Origin of the sequence: Mycobacterium sp. HUMS_12744610 (genome assembly GCF_041206865.1) — a bacterium.
Classification (GTDB): Bacteria; Actinomycetota; Actinomycetes; order Mycobacteriales; family Mycobacteriaceae; genus Mycobacterium; species Mycobacterium servetii.
Genome location: NZ_JBGEDP010000001.1, coordinates 5,191,343 through 5,209,567, shown reverse-complemented (window position 1 = coordinate 5,209,567; position 18,225 = coordinate 5,191,343). Strand labels below are relative to the sequence as shown.

The window sequence follows — 18,225 nt, the reverse complement described above, 5'->3', positions numbered from 1 at the left end:
CGATGTACACCCTCTGCCTGGACATCGGGGGCACCAAGATCGCCGCCGGGCTGGCCGACGCCGCCGGCGCGCTGGTGCACACCGCGGTGCGGCCCACCCCCACCGACGGGGTCGCCGAATCGGTGTGGGACGCCGTCGCCGCGGCAATCGCCGACGTGCAGCGCGTGGCCGACGCTCCCGTCGGCGCCGTCGGCATCGCGTCGGCCGGCCCCGTCGACGTTCACCGCGGCACCGTCAGCCCCATCAACATCAGCTGCTGGCAGCGCTTCCCGCTGCGCGACCGGGTCGCGGCCCTGATTCCCGGGGCGCCCGGCGTGCCGGTGCGGTTGGGTGGCGACGGCATCTGCATGGCGCTGGGCGAGCACTGGCGCGGCGCGGGGCGCGGGGCGCGCTTCATGCTGGGCATGGTGGTCTCCACCGGCGTGGGCGGCGGGCTGGTGCTCGACGGCGTGCCGTATGCCGGGCGCACCGGTAACGCCGGGCACGTCGGTCATGTGGTGGTCGAACAGGACGGGCGGCCCTGCACGTGCGGCGGCCACGGCTGCGTCGAGACCGTGGCGTCGGGACCCTCGATGGTGCGCTGGGCGCGGGCACACGGCTGGTCCGCGCCGCCCGGCACCGGCGCCAGGGGTCTGGCCGCCGCGGCGGCGGCCGGGGATCCGTTGGCGCAGCAAGCCTTTCGCAGGGGCACCACCGCGCTGGCGGCGATGATCGCCTCGGTGGCCGCGGTGTGCGACCTGGACCTGGTCGTCGTCGGGGGAGGGGTCGCGAAATCGGGTCCCCTGCTCTTCGAGCCGCTGCGGGCGGCGCTGGCCGGCTACGCCGGCCTGGACTTCCTGGCCGGCTTGCGGTTGGTGCCCGCGGAGCTCGGTGGGGAGGCGGGTCTGGTCGGCGCGGCCCGGCTCGCCACGCTGGACCGGCCCCCCGCCGCGGCGTGAGTTCCGCGGTGAGCCCCTGGGCGGCGGTCCCCGGCGTATCGCGCCGTTTTGGCCGACCGCGGGTGGCCGGGCTATCCTGATGGCCGATCCACCGAAGACCGTCGGTCACCGAGCAATCGGTTGAAGGTCCGGGAGCATCCCGGCGGCCCGCGCAGGAGGACGAGGCATCATCGCCGGCGCGCGCCGGCGCACCGTTGACGCCCCGGCCGCTGCTGCGCCGGGGCGTTCGTCGTTCTTCCGGTGGGTCACATGGACACGACCACACCAGGAGGTATGCATGGCCAGGGCTGACAAGGCCACCGCCGTTGCAGACATCACCGAGCAGTTCAAGGGCTCGACCGCCACCCTGATCACCGAATATCGCGGCTTGACGGTGAGTAACCTGGCCGAGCTGCGCCGGTCGCTGGGGGCCTCGACCACCTACTCGGTCGCCAAGAACACGCTGATCAAGCGGGCTGCGTCGGAGGCCGGGATCGAGGGTCTCGACGAGCTGTTCGTGGGCCCCACGGCCATCGCGTTCGTCACCGGCGAAGCCGTCGACGCCGCCAAGGCGCTGAAGACCTTCGCCAAGGAGCACAAGGCGCTGGTCATCAAGGGCGGCTACATGGACGGCCGCGCCCTGACGGTCGCCGAAGTCGAGCGCATCGCCGACCTCGAGTCCCGCGAGGTGTTGCTGGCCAAGCTGGCCGGCGCCATGAAGGGCAACCTCGCCAAGGCGGCCGGACTGTTCAACGCCCCGGCCTCGCAGATCGCCCGGCTCGCGGCCGCGCTGCAGGAGAAGAAGGCCGCCGAGCCGGCCTCGGCGCCGGCTGCCGAGCCGGCTTCCCCACCACCCGCTTCGGAAGCCCCCACGGAATCTTCTGAGACCCCGGCCGACGCCGAATAAACCCCAAACCGAAATCAGGAAGGACCCACACCATGGCAAAGATGTCCAGCGACGAACTGCTCGACGCGTTCAAGGAAATGACCCTGTTGGAGCTGTCGGACTTCGTCAAGAAGTTCGAGGAGACCTTCGAGGTCACCGCGGCCGCCCCGGTCGCCGTCGCCGCGGCCGGCCCGGCCGGTGGTGGCGCCCCCGCCGAGGCCGCCGAGGAGCAGTCCGAGTTCGACGTCATCCTCGAGGGTGCCGGCGACAAGAAGATCGGCGTGATCAAGGTCGTCCGCGAGATCGTCTCGGGCCTGGGCCTCAAGGAGGCCAAGGACCTGGTCGACGGCGCCCCCAAGCCGCTGCTGGAGAAGGTCGCCAAGGAGGCCGCCGAGGAGGCCAAGGCCAAGCTCGAGGCCGCCGGCGCCACCGTCACCGTCAAGTAGTTCGTCACCGCGAAACCCCCCGGCGCCGCCTTGCGGTGCCGGGGGTTTCGCGTGCTCAGGGCGCGCCGCTCGCCGCCCGCTGCGACTGTCGTACCCGTTCGGGCGAATCTCCCAGCGAGACGAGCAGGTTCGTCGTCATCGTGCCGAGCACCGGCCCGACGACCGCGCCGTCGCCGCCGAAGTAGCCGGCCAGTTCGAGCATCACGAACCCGTGCATCAACGTCCAGAACTGCGCCGCCGTCGCCACCACGCCGGCGTCGCCGGCGTGGGCCGGCCCCGCCGCGATCCGCCCGGCCGCCATGCACCGGTGCACCCCCCGGACGACGTGCGCGAAGCTGGGGTGGTGCTGTTCGATCTCGGCGACGGTCAGGTTCAGGACGTTGCGTGCCGGGGCGTTGATGCCGTGTGCGCTGGTGCTGCCGAACATCAGCCGGTACATGTGGGGCCGCTCGATCGCATAGCGCCGGTAGGCCAGGCCGGTGGTCAGCAGGTCGGCCACCGGGTCGTCGGTCTGCGGCGCCGCCAGCGCCGCGTCGAACTGGCGCAGCCCCTCCTCGGCGACCGCGGCGATGAGCCCGCGCATCCCGCCGAAGTGGGTGTACACCGCCATCGTCGAGGTGCCCGCGGCGCCGGCGACCTTGCGGGTCTGCAGCGCGTCGGGGCTGGTGGAGGGCGGGATCGCCAACTACGAACTCACCGACGACCTCGACACGGTGGGCACGTGCGACTTCGACGGCACGCTGGCCGGCGGCTACACCGCGCATCCGCACCGCGACCCCGCGACCGGCGAGCTGCACGCGGTGTCCTATTCGTTCGGCCGCGGACGCACCATGCAGTACTCGGTGATCGACACGGCCGGCCGCGCCCGCCGGACCGTGGGCATCGAGGTGTCCGGGTCGCCGATGATGCACGACTTCTCGTTGACCGACAAGTACGTGGTGATCTACGACCTGCCGGTGACCTTCGACCCGGCGCAGGTGCTGCCCGTCTCCGTGCCGCGCTGGCTGTCGCTGCCCGCCCGGCTGGTGATGCAGTCGCTGATCGGGCGCGTCCGGGTGCCGAGCCCGGTCAACGCGGTGATGAATCGCAGCCCGCGGCACTCCGACCGGATGCCCTACGCCTGGAACCCCCGCTATCCCGCACGCATCGGCGTCATGCCCCGCGAGGGGGGCAACCGCGACGTGCGCTGGTTCGACGTCGAACCCTGCTACGTCTACCACCCGCTCAACGCCTACTCCGAGATGCGCGACGGCGCCGAGGTGCTGGTGCTCGACGTGGTGCGCTACGCGCGGATGTTCGACCGCGACCGGCACGGCCCGGGGGAGACGGCGCCCACGCTCGAGCGGTGGACCGTCAACCTGGCGTCCGGCGCGGTCGGCACCGAATGCCGAGACGACCGGCCCCAGGAGTTTCCCCGCATCAACGAGACCCGGCTCGGGGTGCGGCACCGGTTCGGCTACACCATCGGCGCGTACTTCGCGGACCGCTCGTCGGCGCTGTACAAGCACGACTACGCGACGGGCTCCACGACGACGGCCGCGCTCGACCCCGACCTGCTGATCGGTGAGGTGTGTTTCGTGCCCGACCCCGCGGCGGACGCCGAGGACGACGGCATCCTGATGGGCTACGATTACCACCGCGGCCGGGACGAGGGGCAACTGCTGTTGCTCGACGCCCAGACCACCGAGCCGGTGGCGACCGTGCACCTGCCGCAGCGCGTACCGATGGGGTTCCACGGCAACTGGTCGCCGGCCCACTGACCCCGGGGCCGAGGGACCGCGGGGCGGTCTCGGGTCGGCCACTTTTGTTCTGCGGGGCCGCGCAACCGTGATGGCGCGCCTCAGGCGTGCGCTACAGTGACTCAAGCCACACAAACGGGCAGGTGGTGGGCATACGCGAGGACGGAAGGATCTCCCATGGGCGTCGCTATCGAGGTCAACGGACTGACGAAGTCCTTCGGTTCCTCGAGGATCTGGGAAGACGTGACGCTGGATATCCCGGCCGGGGAGGTCAGCGTCCTGCTCGGGCCGTCGGGTACCGGCAAGTCGGTATTCCTGAAGTCCCTCATCGGGCTGCTGCGCCCGGAGCGCGGCTCGATCACCATCGACGGCACCGACATCATGCAGTGCTCGGCGCGCGAGCTGTACGAGATCCGCACGCTGTTCGGCGTGATGTTCCAGGACGGCGCGCTGTTCGGGTCGATGAACCTGTTCGACAATGCGGCCTTCCCGCTGCGTGAGCACACCAAGAAAAAGGAAGGCGAGATCCGTGACATCGTCATGGAGAAGCTTTCGCTGGTGGGCCTGGGCGGCGACGAGAAGAAGTTCCCCGGCGAGATCTCCGGTGGTATGCGCAAGCGCGCCAGCCTGGCCCGGGCGCTGGTGCTGGACCCGCAGATCATCCTGTGCGACGAGCCGGACTCGGGTCTGGACCCGGTCCGCACCGCGTACCTGAGCCAGCTGATCCTGGACATCAACGCCCAGATCGACGCCACCGTGCTGATCGTGACGCACAACATCAACATCGCGCGCACCGTCCCGGACAACATGGGCATGCTGTTCCGCCGCAAGCTGGTCATGTTCGGGCCCAGGGAAGTCCTGCTGACCAGCGACGAGCCGGTCGTGCGGCAGTTCCTCAACGGCCGTCGCATCGGGCCGATCGGCATGTCCGAGGAGAAGGACGAGGCCACCATGGCCGAGGAGCAGGCCGCGCTCGAGGCCGGCCAGCACGCCGGCGGTGTCGAGGAGATCGAGGGCGTGCCGCCCCAGATCGTGGCGTCCCCGGGCATGCCCGAGCGCAAGGCGGTGGCCCGTCGCCAGGCGCGGGTGCGCGACATGCTGCACACGCTGCCCCAGAAGGCGCAGGCCGCGATCCTCGACGACCTCGAGGGCACCCACAAGTACCAATCCCACGAGTTCGGCGACTGAGGGCTGGGCACGGCCGGGTTGCGGCGATATTTCGCCGCAACTTGCCGCCCCGCCCCCTTGACGGCGCGGCCCAAACGGGTCAATCTGTTGGTCAGCATGTGTCCACGGGAAAGTCGAGATGCCAGCCAGCGCCGATGCCCCCAAGGGCTGGTAGTGATGGGTAGTTGAGGAATGCGCCGTCCTGAGCTATTGTTGGACGTTGCGCTGGCTACCTCCTGCCCACCTCACCCGCCACTGACATTGTGGTCCTAGGTTGAGTCGCCCTTTGCGGCTCAGCTGTCTAGTTGCGTGCGTGAGATCCGGACAGATCGTTCGCCAGCTCTAACGAAACAGTTTGCGGCGAACGGGCCCGGTGGCCGCCGGTTCCATCAGTGAGTCGCACGAGGTGCTGGAAGGATGCATCTTGGCAGATTTCCGCCAGAGCAAGACGGATCGCCCACAAAGTCCCTCTCATGGAAGTTCTTCGAACGGCTCCGTGCCCGGGGCCCCAGACCGAATCTCCTTCGCCAAGCTGCGCGAACCCCTCGAGGTTCCGGGGCTTCTCGACGTTCAGACCGACTCGTTCGAGTGGCTGATCGGATCGCCGCGCTGGCGGGAGTCGGCGCTCGCCAGGGGCGAGGCCAAGCCGGTGGGCGGCCTCGAAGAGGTGCTCTACGAGCTGTCGCCGATCGAGGACTTTTCCGGCTCGATGTCGCTGTCGTTCTCCGACCCGCGCTTCGACGAGGTCAAGGCGCCGGTCGACGAGTGCAAAGACAAGGACATGACGTACGCGGCCCCGCTGTTCGTCACGGCCGAGTTCATCAACAACAACACCGGCGAGATCAAGAGCCAGACGGTGTTCATGGGCGACTTCCCGATGATGACCGAGAAGGGCACCTTCATCATCAACGGGACCGAGCGTGTGGTCGTCAGCCAGCTGGTGCGCTCACCCGGCGTCTACTTCGACGAGAGCATCGACAAGTCCACCGAGAAGCTGCTGCACAGCGTCAAGGTGATCCCGAGCCGGGGTGCGTGGCTGGAGTTCGACGTCGACAAGCGCGATACCGTCGGGGTGCGCATCGACCGCAAGCGACGGCAGCCGGTCACCGTGCTGCTCAAGGCGCTGGGCTGGACCAACGAGCAGATCACCGAGCGGTTCGGCTTCTCCGAGATCATGATGTCGACGCTGGAGAAGGACAGCACCGCCGGCACCGACGAGGCGCTGCTGGACATCTACCGCAAGCTGCGCCCGGGCGAACCCCCGACCAAGGAGTCGGCGCAGACGCTGCTGGAGAACCTGTTCTTCAAGGAGAAGCGCTACGACCTGGCCCGCGTGGGCCGCTACAAGGTCAACAAGAAGCTGGGCCTGAGCGCCGAGCCGGCCCAGACGTCGTCGACCACGCTGACCCAAGAGGACGTCGTCGCCACCATCGAGTACCTGGTCCGCCTGCACGAGGGCCAGCCCACGATGACGGTGCCGGGCGGGGTCGAGGTGCCGGTGGAGACCGACGACATCGACCACTTCGGTAACCGCCGGCTGCGCACGGTGGGTGAGCTGATCCAGAACCAGATCCGGGTCGGCATGTCGCGGATGGAGCGGGTGGTCCGCGAGCGGATGACCACCCAGGACGTCGAGGCGATCACGCCGCAGACCCTGATCAACATCCGGCCGGTGGTGGCCGCGATCAAGGAGTTCTTCGGCACCAGCCAGCTGTCGCAGTTCATGGACCAGAACAACCCGCTGTCGGGTCTGACCCACAAGCGCCGGCTCTCGGCGCTGGGTCCCGGCGGTCTGTCGCGTGAGCGCGCCGGGCTGGAAGTCCGTGACGTGCACCCGTCGCACTACGGCCGCATGTGCCCGATCGAGACCCCGGAGGGGCCGAACATCGGCCTGATCGGCTCGCTGTCGGTCTACGCCCGGGTCAACCCGTTCGGGTTCATCGAGACGCCCTACCGCAAGGTCGTGGACGGGGTCGTCACCGACGAGATCCACTACCTGACCGCCGACGAGGAGGACCGCCACGTCGTCGCCCAGGCCAACTCGCCGATCGCCGACGACGGGCGCTTCGTCGAGTCGCGCGTGCTGGTGCGCCGCAAGGCCGGCGAGGTGGAGTACGTGGCCTCGTCCGAGGTGGACTACATGGACGTCTCGCCGCGCCAGATGGTGTCGGTGGCCACCGCGATGATCCCGTTCCTCGAGCACGACGACGCCAACCGTGCCCTGATGGGCGCCAACATGCAGCGCCAGGCGGTTCCGCTGGTGCGCAGCGAGGCGCCGCTGGTGGGCACCGGGATGGAGTTGCGCGCCGCGATCGACGCCGGTGATGTCGTCGTCGCCGACAAGGCCGGGGTGATCGAGGAGGTGTCCGCCGACTACGTCACCGTGATGGCCGACGACGGCACCCGGCACACCTACCGGATGCGCAAGTTCGCGCGCTCCAACCACGGCACGTGCGCCAACCAGTCGCCGATCGTGGACGCCGGCGACCGGGTCGAGGCCGGCCAGGTCATCGCCGACGGCCCGTGCACCCAGAACGGCGAGATGGCGCTCGGCAAGAACCTGCTGGTGGCCGTCATGCCGTGGGAGGGCCACAACTACGAGGACGCGATCATCCTGTCCAACCGCCTCGTCGAGGAGGACGTGCTGACCTCGATTCACATCGAGGAGCACGAGATCGACGCCCGCGACACCAAGCTGGGCGCCGAGGAGATCACCCGGGACATCCCGAACGTCTCCGACGAGGTGCTCGCCGACCTGGACGAGCGCGGCATCGTGCGCATCGGCGCGGAGGTCCGCGACGGCGACATCCTGGTCGGCAAGGTCACCCCGAAGGGGGAGACCGAGCTGACTCCCGAGGAGCGCCTGCTGCGGGCGATCTTCGGCGAGAAGGCCCGGGAGGTCCGCGACACCTCGCTGAAGGTGCCGCACGGCGAGTCCGGCAAGGTGATCGGCATCCGGGTGTTCTCCCGGGAGGACGACGACGAGCTGGCCGCGGGTGTCAACGAGCTGGTGCGCGTCTACGTGGCGCAGAAGCGCAAGATCTCCGACGGCGACAAGCTGGCCGGACGGCACGGCAACAAGGGCGTCATCGGCAAGATCCTGCCGGCCGAGGACATGCCGTTCCTGCCCGACGGGACCCCGGTGGACATCATCCTGAACACCCACGGGGTGCCGCGACGGATGAACATCGGCCAGATCCTGGAGACCCATCTCGGGTGGGTGGCCAAGTCCGGCTGGAATATCGAGGGTTCACCGGAGTGGGCGGCCAACCTGCCCGAGGAGCTGCTGCACGCCGAGCCCGACCAGATCGTCGCGACTCCGGTGTTCGACGGCGCCAAGGAGGAGGAGCTGCAGGGTCTGCTCTCCTCCACGCTGCCCAACCGCGACGGGGAGGTGCTGGTCAACGGCGACGGCAAGGCGAGGCTGTTCGACGGGCGCAGCGGCGAGCCGTTCCCGTACCCGGTGACGGTGGGCTACATGTACATCATGAAGCTGCACCACCTGGTGGATGACAAGATCCACGCCCGCTCCACCGGGCCGTACTCGATGATCACCCAGCAGCCGCTGGGCGGTAAGGCCCAGTTCGGTGGCCAGCGCTTCGGCGAGATGGAGTGCTGGGCGATGCAGGCCTACGGCGCGGCGTACACGTTGCAGGAGCTGTTGACCATCAAGTCCGACGACACCGTCGGCCGGGTCAAGGTCTACGAGGCGATCGTCAAGGGCGAGAACATTCCCGAGCCCGGCATCCCCGAGTCGTTCAAGGTGCTGCTCAAGGAGCTGCAGTCGCTGTGCCTCAACGTCGAAGTGCTGTCGTCCGACGGCGCGGCGATCGAGTTGCGCGAGGGCGAGGACGAAGACCTCGAGCGCGCCGCGGCCAACCTGGGCATCAACTTGTCGCGCAACGAATCCGCGTCCGTCGAGGACTTGGCTTAATAGTTACCAAACCCGAAAGGGGAAAGGGAGTTACGTGCTAGACGTCAACTTCTTCGATGAACTCCGTATCGGCCTGGCCACCGCGGAGGACATCAGGCAATGGTCTTACGGCGAGGTCAAGAAGCCCGAGACGATCAACTACCGCACGCTCAAGCCCGAGAAGGACGGCCTGTTCTGCGAGAAGATCTTCGGACCGACCCGCGACTGGGAGTGCTACTGCGGCAAGTACAAGCGCGTCCGCTTCAAGGGCATCATCTGCGAGCGCTGCGGCGTCGAGGTGACCCGGGCCAAGGTGCGCCGGGAGCGGATGGGCCACATCGAGCTGGCCGCGCCCGTCACGCACATCTGGTACTTCAAGGGCGTGCCGTCGCGGCTGGGGTATCTGCTCGACCTGGCGCCGAAGGACCTCGAGAAGATCATCTACTTCGCGGCCTACGTGATCACCTCGGTCGACGGCGAGATGCGGCACAACGAGCTGTCGACGCTCGAGGCCGAGATGATGGTGGAGCGCAAGGCCGTCGAGGACCAGCGCGACGCCGACCTGGAGGCGCGGGCGCAGAAGCTCGAGGCCGATTTGGCCGAGCTGGAGGCCGAAGGCGCCAAGGCCGACGCGCGGCGCAAGGTGCGCGACGGCGGCGAGCGCGAGATGCGCCAGCTGCGTGACCGTGCCCAGCGCGAGCTGGACCGGCTGGAGGACATCTGGAACACCTTCACCAAGCTGGCCCCCAAGCAGCTCATCGTCGACGAGAACCTCTACCGCGAGCTCGTCGACCGCTACGGCGAGTACTTCACCGGCGCCATGGGCGCGGAGTCGATCCAGAAGCTCATCGAGAACTTCGACATCGACGCCGAGGCCGAGATCCTGCGTGACGTCATCAAGAACGGCAAGGGGCAGAAGAAGCTTCGCGCGCTCAAGCGGCTCAAGGTGGTCGCGGCGTTCCAGCAGTCGGGCAACTCGCCGATGGGCATGGTGCTCGACGCGGTCCCGGTGATCCCGCCGGAGCTGCGCCCCATGGTGCAGCTCGACGGTGGGCGGTTCGCCACTTCGGACCTGAACGACCTGTACCGCCGGGTGATCAACCGCAACAACCGGCTCAAGAGGCTGATCGACCTCGGTGCCCCCGAGATCATCGTCAACAACGAGAAGCGGATGCTGCAGGAGTCCGTCGACGCGCTGTTCGACAACGGCCGCCGCGGCCGGCCGGTCACCGGGCCGGGCAACCGTCCGCTGAAGTCGCTCTCCGATCTGCTCAAGGGCAAGCAGGGCCGGTTCCGGCAAAACCTGCTCGGTAAGCGCGTGGACTACTCGGGCCGTTCGGTCATCGTGGTCGGCCCGCAGCTCAAGCTGCACCAGTGCGGCCTGCCCAAGCTGATGGCCCTCGAGCTGTTCAAGCCGTTCGTGATGAAGCGTCTCGTCGACCTCAACCACGCGCAGAACATCAAGAGCGCCAAGCGCATGGTCGAGCGTCAGCGCCCGCAGGTGTGGGACGTGCTCGAAGAGGTCATCGCCGAGCACCCGGTGTTGCTGAACCGCGCGCCCACCCTGCACCGCCTGGGCATTCAGGCCTTCGAGCCGATGCTGGTGGAGGGCAAGGCGATTCAGCTCCACCCGCTGGTGTGTGAGGCGTTCAACGCCGACTTCGACGGCGACCAGATGGCCGTGCACCTGCCGCTGTCCGCGGAGGCGCAGGCCGAGGCCCGCATCCTGATGCTGTCGAGCAACAACATCCTGTCGCCCGCATCCGGCCGCCCGCTGGCCATGCCGCGGCTGGACATGGTGACCGGGTTGTACTACCTGACCACCGAGATCCCCGGCGACAAGGGCGAATTCGTCGCGGCCGCCAAGGACAGCGCGGAGTCGGGCGTGTACTCCTCGCCGGCCGAGGCGATCATGGCGTTCGACCGCGGCGTGCTGTCGGTGCGGGCCAAGATCAAGGTGCGGCTGACGCAGCTGCGCCCGCCGGCCGAGGTCGAGGCCGAGCTTTTCGGGGTCAACGGCTGGCGGCCGGGCGATGCCTGGACGGCGGAGACCACGCTGGGCCGGGTGCTGTTCAACGAGTTGCTGCCGCACGGCTACCCGTTCGTGAACAAGCAGATGCACAAGAAGGTGCAGGCCGCCATCATCAACGACCTGGCCGAGCGCTACCCGATGATCGTGGTCGCGCAGACCGTCGACAAGCTCAAGGACGCCGGCTTCTACTGGGCGACCCGCAGCGGCGTGACCGTGTCGATGGCCGACGTGCTGGTGCCGCCGCGCAAGAAGGAGATCCTCGACCACTACGAGGAGCGCGCCGACAAGGTCGAAAAGCAGTTCCAGCGTGGCGCGTTGAACCATGACGAGCGCAACGAGGCGCTGGTGGAGATCTGGAAGGAAGCCACCGACGAGGTCGGTCAGGCGCTGCGCGAGCACTACCCTGCCGACAACCCGATCATCACGATCGTTGACTCGGGCGCTACGGGTAACTTCACCCAGACCCGCACGCTGGCCGGCATGAAGGGCCTGGTGACCAACCCCAAGGGTGAATTCATCCCGCGTCCGGTCAAGTCCTCGTTCCGCGAGGGCCTGACCGTGCTGGAGTACTTCATCAACACCCACGGCGCCCGGAAGGGCTTGGCGGACACCGCGTTGCGTACCGCCGACTCCGGTTACCTGACCCGTCGTCTGGTGGACGTGAGCCAGGACGTCATCGTCCGCGAGCACGACTGCCAGACCGAGCGCGGAATCGTCGTCGAGCTGGCCGAACGCCAGCCCGACGGCACGCTGATCCGCGACCCGTACATCGAGACGTCGGCGTATGCGCGGACACTGGGTATCGACGCGGTCGACGAGGCGGGCAACGTCGTCGTCGCCCGCGGCGAGGACCTCGGTGACCCGGAGATCGACGCCCTGCTTGCGGCTGGCATCACCTCGGTCAAGGTGCGCTCGGTGCTGACGTGCACCACCGGCACGGGGGTGTGCGCGACGTGCTACGGCCGTTCGATGGCCACCGGCAAGCTGGTCGACATCGGCGAGGCCGTCGGCATCGTGGCGGCGCAGTCCATCGGTGAGCCGGGCACGCAGCTGACCATGCGCACCTTCCACCAGGGTGGTGTGGGTGAGGACATCACCGGCGGTCTGCCCCGCGTGCAGGAGCTGTTCGAGGCCCGCGTCCCGCGCGGCAAGGCCCCGATCGCCGACGTCACCGGGCGGGTCCAGCTCGAGGACGGCGAGCGCTTCTACAAGATCACCATCGTTCCCGACGACGGGGGCGAGGAGGTCGTGTACGACAAGCTCTCCAAGCGCCAGCGGCTGCGTGTGTTCAAGCACGAAGACGGTTCCGAGCGGGTGCTCTCCGATGGCGACCACGTCGAGGTGGGCCAGCAGCTGATGGAGGGCTCGGCCGACCCGCACGAGGTGCTGCGTGTGCAGGGCCCCCGCGAGGTGCAGATCCACCTGGTCCGCGAGGTCCAGGAGGTCTACCGCGCCCAGGGTGTGTCGATCCACGACAAGCACATCGAGGTGATCGTCCGCCAGATGCTGCGCCGGGTCACCATCATCGACTCGGGTGCGACGGAGTTCCTGCCCGGCTCGCTGATCGACCGCGCGGAGTTCGAGGCGGAGAACCGCCGGGTGGTGGCCGAGGGCGGCGAGCCCGCCGCCGGCCGTCCGGTGCTGATGGGTATCACGAAGGCGAGCCTCGCCACCGACTCGTGGCTCTCGGCGGCGTCGTTCCAGGAGACCACGCGCGTGCTGACCGATGCGGCGATCAACTGCCGCAGCGACAAGCTGCAGGGTCTGAAGGAGAACGTGATCATCGGAAAGCTGATCCCGGCCGGTACCGGCATCAACCGCTACCGCAACATCGCGGTGCAGCCCACCGAGGAGGCCCGGGCCGCGGCGTACACGATCCCGTCCTACGAGGATCAGTACTACAGCCCGGACTTCGGCCAGGCCACCGGTGCCGCGGTTCCGCTGGACGACTACGGCTACAGCGACTACCGGTAGTTTCCGCGAAAATGCCCCGGGCACGCCCGGGGCATTTTCGTGCATGGCGAAAGTCAGTCACATCCGCCACAGGCGTACCGCGCGGGAAGCCGCCTCTTGATCCGCGAAACCGATAGCACCGGTGATATCGGTTTCGAAAGTCGCCGCATGGTCCCGAGCGTGCCGTCGCCGGTGCCGAAACCCGTCACTACACTGGCCGCCATGCTCATCGGTTCGCACGTCAGCCCCCGGGACCCGCTGGCCGCCGCGCGGGCCGAGGGCGCCGACGTCGTCCAGATCTTCCTCGGCAACCCGCAGAGCTGGAAGGCACCCAAGCCGCGCGAGGACGCCGCGACGCTCAAGGTCGCCAAGCTGCCCATCTACGTCCATGCGCCGTATCTGATCAATGTCGCCTCGGCCAACAACCGGGTGCGCATCCCGTCGCGCAAGATGTTGCAGGACACCTGCGACGCGGCCGCCGACATCGGCGCCGCCGCGGTGATCGTGCACGGCGGCCACGTGGCCGACGATGGCGACCTCGACGAGGGCTTTCAGCGCTGGGGTAAGGCCCTGGATCAGTTGCAGACCACCGTGCCGGTGTACCTGGAGAACACCGCCGGCGGCGACCATGCGATGGCCCGTTGCTTCGACACGATCGCCCGGCTCTGGGATGTCATCGGCGACAAGGGGATCGGCTTCTGCCTGGACACCTGCCACGCGTGGGCGGCCGGCGAGGCGCTGGTGGATGCCGTGGACCGCATCAAGGCCATCACCGGTCGCATCGACCTGGTGCACTGCAACGACTCCAAGGACAAAGCGGGCTCGGGCCGGGACCGCCATGCCAACCTGGGCAGCGGACAGATCGACACCGAACTGCTGGTCGCGGCGGTCAAGGCCGCCGACGCGCCGGTCATCTGCGAAACCGCCGAGGAGGGCCGCAAGGACGACATCGCGTTCCTGCGGGAGCGGACCGCTGACTGAACCGCCCGTTACACCTCTTGTGCGGTTGTCGAGAAAATGTAACATGGGGGCATGTCAGACACCCACGCCGTCACCAACCAGGTTCCGCCCCTGGAGAACTACAACCCCGCGACGTCCGCGGTGCTCGTCGAGGCACTGATCCGCGAGGGCGGCGAGTGGGGTCTGGACGAGGTCAACCGGGTGGGGGCGCTCTCGGCGACCCGCGAGGCCCAGCGCTGGGGCGAACTCGCCGACCGCAACCGGCCGATCCTGCACACCCACGACCGCTTCGGGCACCGCGTCGACGAGGTGGAGTTCGACCCCGCCTACCACGAGCTGATGCGCGCGGCCATCGCCCACGGCATGCACGCCGCGCCCTGGGCCGACGACCGCCCGGGCGCGCACGTCGTGCGGGCTGCCAAGACCTCGGCGTGGACCGTGGAGGCGGGCCACGTCTGCCCGATCTCGATGACCTACGCCGTCGTCCCGGCGTTGCGCCACAACCCCGAGCTGGCAGCGGTTTACGAGCCGCTGCTCACCAGCCGCGAATACGACCCGGAACTGAAACTGGCCACCACCAAACCGGGCATCACCGCGGGCATGTCGATGACCGAGAAACAGGGCGGCTCCGACGTGCGCGCCGGAACCACCCAGGCGACGCCCAACGCCGACGGTACCTACAGCCTGACCGGGCACAAGTGGTTCACCTCGGCGCCGATGTGCGACATCTTCCTGGTGCTGGCGCAGGCGCCGGGCGGTCTGTCGTGCTTCCTGCTGCCGCGTATCCTTCCCGACGGCACGCGTAACCGCATGCTGCTGCAGCGGCTCAAGGACAAGCTGGGCAACCACGCCAACGCCTCCAGCGAGGTGGAGTACGACGGCGCCGTCGCCTGGCTGGTGGGCGAGGAGGGCCGCGGCGTACCCACCATCATCGAGATGGTCAACCTCACCCGCCTGGACTGCACGCTCGGCAGTGCCACCAGCATGCGCAGCGGCCTGACCCAGGCCGTCCACCACGCCCAGCACCGAAAGGCCTTCGGCGCCTACCTGATCGACCAGCCGCTGATGCGCAACGTGCTGGCCGACCTCGCCGTGGAGGCCGAGGCCGCCACGATGGTCGCGATGCGGATGGCCGGCGCCACCGACAAGGCGGTGCGCGGCGATGCGACCGAGGCGCTCTTCCGCCGCATCGGCCTGGCCGCCAGCAAGTACTGGGTGTGCAAGCGCTCCACTCCGCACGCCGCCGAGGCACTGGAATGCCTGGGTGGCAACGGTTATGTCGAGGACTCCGGGATGCCGCGGCTCTATCGCGAGGCGCCGCTGATGGGCATCTGGGAGGGCTCGGGCAACGTCAGCGCGCTGGATACGTTGCGCGCCATGGCGACTCGCCCGGAGTGCGTCGAGGTGCTCTTCGGTGAGCTCGACGAGAGCGCCGGCCAGGACCCGCGGCTGGGCGCCCACGTCGAGCGGCTGCGCGACGACCTGGCCGACGTCGACACCATCCAGTACCGCGCCCGCAAGGTCGCCGAGGACATCTGCCTGGCGCTCCAGGGTTCGCTGCTGGTGCGCCACGGGCACCCCGCGGTCGCCGAAGCCTTCCTGACCACACGGCTCGACGGCCGGTGGGGTGGGGCGTTCGGCACCATGCCCGCAGGGCTGGACCTGGCGCCGATCCTGGAGCGCGCCCTGGTCAAGGGCTGAGCCGCGCGATGACTTGCGCCGGCGACGATGCAGAGCGTAGCGATGAGGAGGAGCGGCGCCGATGACCCACGCGATCAGGCCGGTCGACTTCGACAACCTGAGGACGATGACCTACGAGGTCACCGACCGGGTTGCGCGGATCACCTTCAACCGGCCGGAGAAGGGCAACGCGATCGTCGCCGACACCCCGCTGGAGCTCTCCGCGCTGGTGGAGCGCGCCGACCTCGACCCGCAGGTCCACGTCATCCTCGTCTCCGGTCGCGGGGAGGGCTTCTGCGCGGGCTTCGACCTGTCCGCCTACGCCGACCGCACCGGCTCGGCCGGCGGGACCGGCGCATATGCGGGCACCGTCCTGGACGGCAAGATCCAGGGGGTCAACAGCCTGCCCAACCAACCATGGGACCCGATGATCGACTACCAGATGATGAGCCGCTTCGTGCGCGGCTTCTCGTCGCTCATGCACGCCGACAAGCCGACGGTGGTCAAGATCCACGGCTACTGCGTGGCGGGCGGCACCGACATCGCGCTGCACGCCGACCAGGTGATCGCGGCCGCCGACGCCAAGATCGGCTACCCGCCGACGCGGGTGTGGGGCATCCCGGCGGCCGGCCTGTGGGCTTACCGGCTCGGTGACCAGCGCGCCAAGCGGCTGTTGTTCACCGGCGATTGCATCACCGGCGCCCAGGCCGCCGAGTGGGGGCTGGCGGTCGAGGCGCCGGAGCCCGAGGACCTCGACGAGCGCACCGAACGACTCGTACAGCGGATCGCCGCGGTCCCGGTCAACCAGCTCATCATGGCCAAGCTGGCCCTGAATTCCGCACTGCTGCAACAGGGTGTGGCCACCAGCAGGATGGTCAGCACCGTGTTCGACGGAGTGGCCCGGCACACCCCGGAGGGGCACGCGTTCGTCGCCGACGCGGTCGAGCACGGCTTCCGCGACGCGGTGCGCCATCGCGACGAACCCTTCGGCGACCACGGCCGCAAAGCCTCCGGGGTGTAGCCGATGCCGACCATGACGGCCCGCTCGGTGGTGCTGTCCGTGCTGCTCGGCGCCCATCCCGCCTGCGCTACCGCCGGCGAATTGGTCAGGCTGACCGCCGATTTCGGCATCAAGGAAACGACGCTGCGGGTGGCGCTGACCCGCATGGTCGGCGCCGGGGACCTGATCCGCTCCGCCGAGGGCTATCGGCTCTCCGAGCGACTGCTGGCCCGCCAGCGCCGGCAGGACGACGCCATGCGCCCGCGAACCCGGGCGTGGCGTGGCGACTGGCTGACGCTGATCGTCACCAGCGTGGGCACCGATGCGCGCACGCGGGCCGCGCTGCGAACGACCATGCACCACAAGCGCTTCGGGGAGCTGCGCGAAGGGGTGTGGATGCGGCCCGACAACGTCGACCTGGATCTGGATCCGGAGGTCGCCGACCGGGTGCGGATCCTGACTGCCCGCGACGACGCGCCCGCGCAGCTGGCCGCCCAGCTCTGGGACCTGCCCGCCTGGGCGCAGACCGGTCACCGGCTGCTCGGTGAGATGACCGCCGCCCCCGGCATTCCCGGGCGTTTCCTGGTGGCCGCGGCGATGGTGCGCCACCTGCTCACCGACCCCGTGCTGCCCGACGAGCTGCTGCCGCCCGACTGGCCGGGCGCCGCGCTGCGCGCGGCCTACCACGACTTCGCCACCGAACTGTCGCGGCGACGCGACTGGGCGGAACAAAAAGGCGGGACCCAACTAGTGGAGGTGACATGAGCGATCCGGTGCGGGTGGAGCGCAACGGCGCGGTGACCACGGTGATCCTCAACCGGCCGGAGGCGCGCAACGCCGTCAACGGCCCGACCGCCGCCGCGCTGCACGCGGCGTTCGACGAATTCGACCGCGACGACACCGCGTCGGTGGCCGTGCTGTGGGGCGAGGGCGGAACCTTCTGCGCCGGAGCGGATTTGAAGGCGTTCGACACCCCCGACGCCAACGCCGTGCACCGCACCGGCCCCGGCCCGATGGGCCCGTCGCGCATGGTGCTGTCCAAACCGGTGATCGCGGCGGTCAGCGGCTACGCCGTGGCCGGGGGTCTGGAGCTGGCCATCTGGTGCGACATGCGGGTGGCCGAGGAGGACGCGGTGTTCGGGGTGTTCTGCCGGCGCTGGGGCGTCCCGCTGATCGACGGGGGCACGGTGCGGCTGCCGCGGCTGATCGGCCACAGCCGGGCGATGGATCTGATCCTCACGGGCCGCGGTGTCAAAGCCGACGAGGCGCTGGCCATGGGACTGGCCAACCGCGTGGTGCCCAAGGGGCAGTCCCGGCAGGTGGCCGAGGAGCTGGCCGCCGAATTGGCCGCGCTGCCGCAGGAGTGCATGCGCGCCGACCGCCTCTCGGCGCTGCACCAGTGGGGCATGCCGGAGCCCGAGGCGCTCGACTTCGAATTCGCCAGCATGCACCGGGTTTCCGCCGCGGCGATGCAAGGGGCCCGGCGGTTCGCCGCGGGCGCCGGACGGCACGGCGCCCCCGCGAGCTGAGCG

At 69.1% G+C, this 18,225-nt stretch carries 12 protein-coding genes and 1 pseudogene; 12 read left to right on the top strand and 1 reads right to left on the bottom strand.

What is annotated here, in order from left to right; genetic code table 11:
• Positions 1–2 precede the first annotated feature (2 nt).
• From AB8998_RS25310 to rplL, 3 genes are all read left to right on the top strand, one after another.
• Positions 3–938: an ROK family protein gene (locus AB8998_RS25310; RefSeq protein WP_369740657.1), complete on the top strand. Its 936-nt coding sequence runs from the start codon at positions 3–5 to the stop codon at positions 936–938.
• 277 nt (positions 939–1,215) lie between these two features.
• A complete protein-coding gene (gene rplJ, locus AB8998_RS25305) occupies positions 1,216–1,824 on the top strand; it encodes a 50S ribosomal protein L10 (protein WP_369740656.1) in 609 nt (202 codons plus the stop codon).
• Positions 1,825–1,856: 32 nt separating this feature from the next.
• Complete coding sequence (rplL, locus tag AB8998_RS25300) at positions 1,857–2,249, top strand: 50S ribosomal protein L7/L12 (protein ID WP_144951047.1); 393 nt, start codon at positions 1,857–1,859, stop codon at positions 2,247–2,249.
• A 55-nt stretch (positions 2,250–2,304) separates the two neighbouring features.
• On the opposite strand, the gene AB8998_RS25295 is transcribed toward rplL, so the two are convergent.
• Positions 2,305–2,934 (bottom strand): TetR/AcrR family transcriptional regulator, encoded by a 630-nt coding sequence (locus tag AB8998_RS25295; protein WP_369740654.1) that lies wholly within the window; start codon positions 2,932–2,934, stop codon positions 2,305–2,307.
• On the opposite strand from AB8998_RS25295, the pseudogene AB8998_RS25290 reads away from it, so the two are divergent.
• From AB8998_RS25290 to AB8998_RS25250, 9 genes and pseudogenes are all read left to right on the top strand, one after another.
• Positions 2,909–4,009, top strand: a pseudogene (locus AB8998_RS25290) (carotenoid oxygenase family protein); the annotation flags it as partial. The gene AB8998_RS25295 and the pseudogene AB8998_RS25290 sit on opposite strands and share 26 nt — an antisense overlap.
• A gap of 156 nt (positions 4,010–4,165) precedes the next feature.
• The gene (locus tag AB8998_RS25285) at positions 4,166–5,176 is read left to right on the top strand and encodes an ABC transporter ATP-binding protein (protein ID WP_369740652.1); all 1,011 of its coding nucleotides are present in this window, start codon (positions 4,166–4,168) and stop codon (positions 5,174–5,176) included.
• Between the two features lie 403 nt (positions 5,177–5,579).
• On the top strand, positions 5,580–9,089 hold the full coding sequence (rpoB, locus tag AB8998_RS25280) for a DNA-directed RNA polymerase subunit beta (RefSeq protein ID WP_369740650.1): 3,510 nt from the start codon (positions 5,580–5,582) through the stop codon (positions 9,087–9,089).
• A gap of 34 nt (positions 9,090–9,123) precedes the next feature.
• A complete protein-coding gene (locus tag AB8998_RS25275; RefSeq protein ID WP_369740648.1) occupies positions 9,124–13,074 on the top strand; it encodes a DNA-directed RNA polymerase subunit beta' in 3,951 nt (1,316 codons plus the stop codon).
• 201 nt (positions 13,075–13,275) lie between these two features.
• Positions 13,276–14,034, top strand: coding sequence for a deoxyribonuclease IV (locus tag AB8998_RS25270; protein WP_369740646.1), 759 nt, complete (start codon positions 13,276–13,278; stop codon positions 14,032–14,034).
• 51 nt (positions 14,035–14,085) lie between these two features.
• Entirely contained in the window at positions 14,086–15,714 is a 1,629-nt protein-coding gene (locus AB8998_RS25265) for an acyl-CoA dehydrogenase family protein (RefSeq protein WP_369740644.1), read from the top strand.
• Positions 15,715–15,775: 61 nt separating this feature from the next.
• Positions 15,776–16,714: a crotonase/enoyl-CoA hydratase family protein gene (locus AB8998_RS25260; RefSeq protein ID WP_369740643.1), complete on the top strand. Its 939-nt coding sequence runs from the start codon at positions 15,776–15,778 to the stop codon at positions 16,712–16,714.
• A 3-nt stretch (positions 16,715–16,717) separates the two neighbouring features.
• Entirely contained in the window at positions 16,718–17,458 is a 741-nt protein-coding gene (locus tag AB8998_RS25255; protein ID WP_369740642.1) for a PaaX family transcriptional regulator C-terminal domain-containing protein, read from the top strand.
• Positions 17,455–18,222 (top strand): crotonase/enoyl-CoA hydratase family protein, encoded by a 768-nt coding sequence (locus tag AB8998_RS25250; protein WP_369740641.1) that lies wholly within the window; start codon positions 17,455–17,457, stop codon positions 18,220–18,222. The genes AB8998_RS25255 and AB8998_RS25250 overlap by 4 nt, the downstream gene beginning before the upstream one ends.
• Positions 18,223–18,225 lie beyond the last annotated feature (3 nt).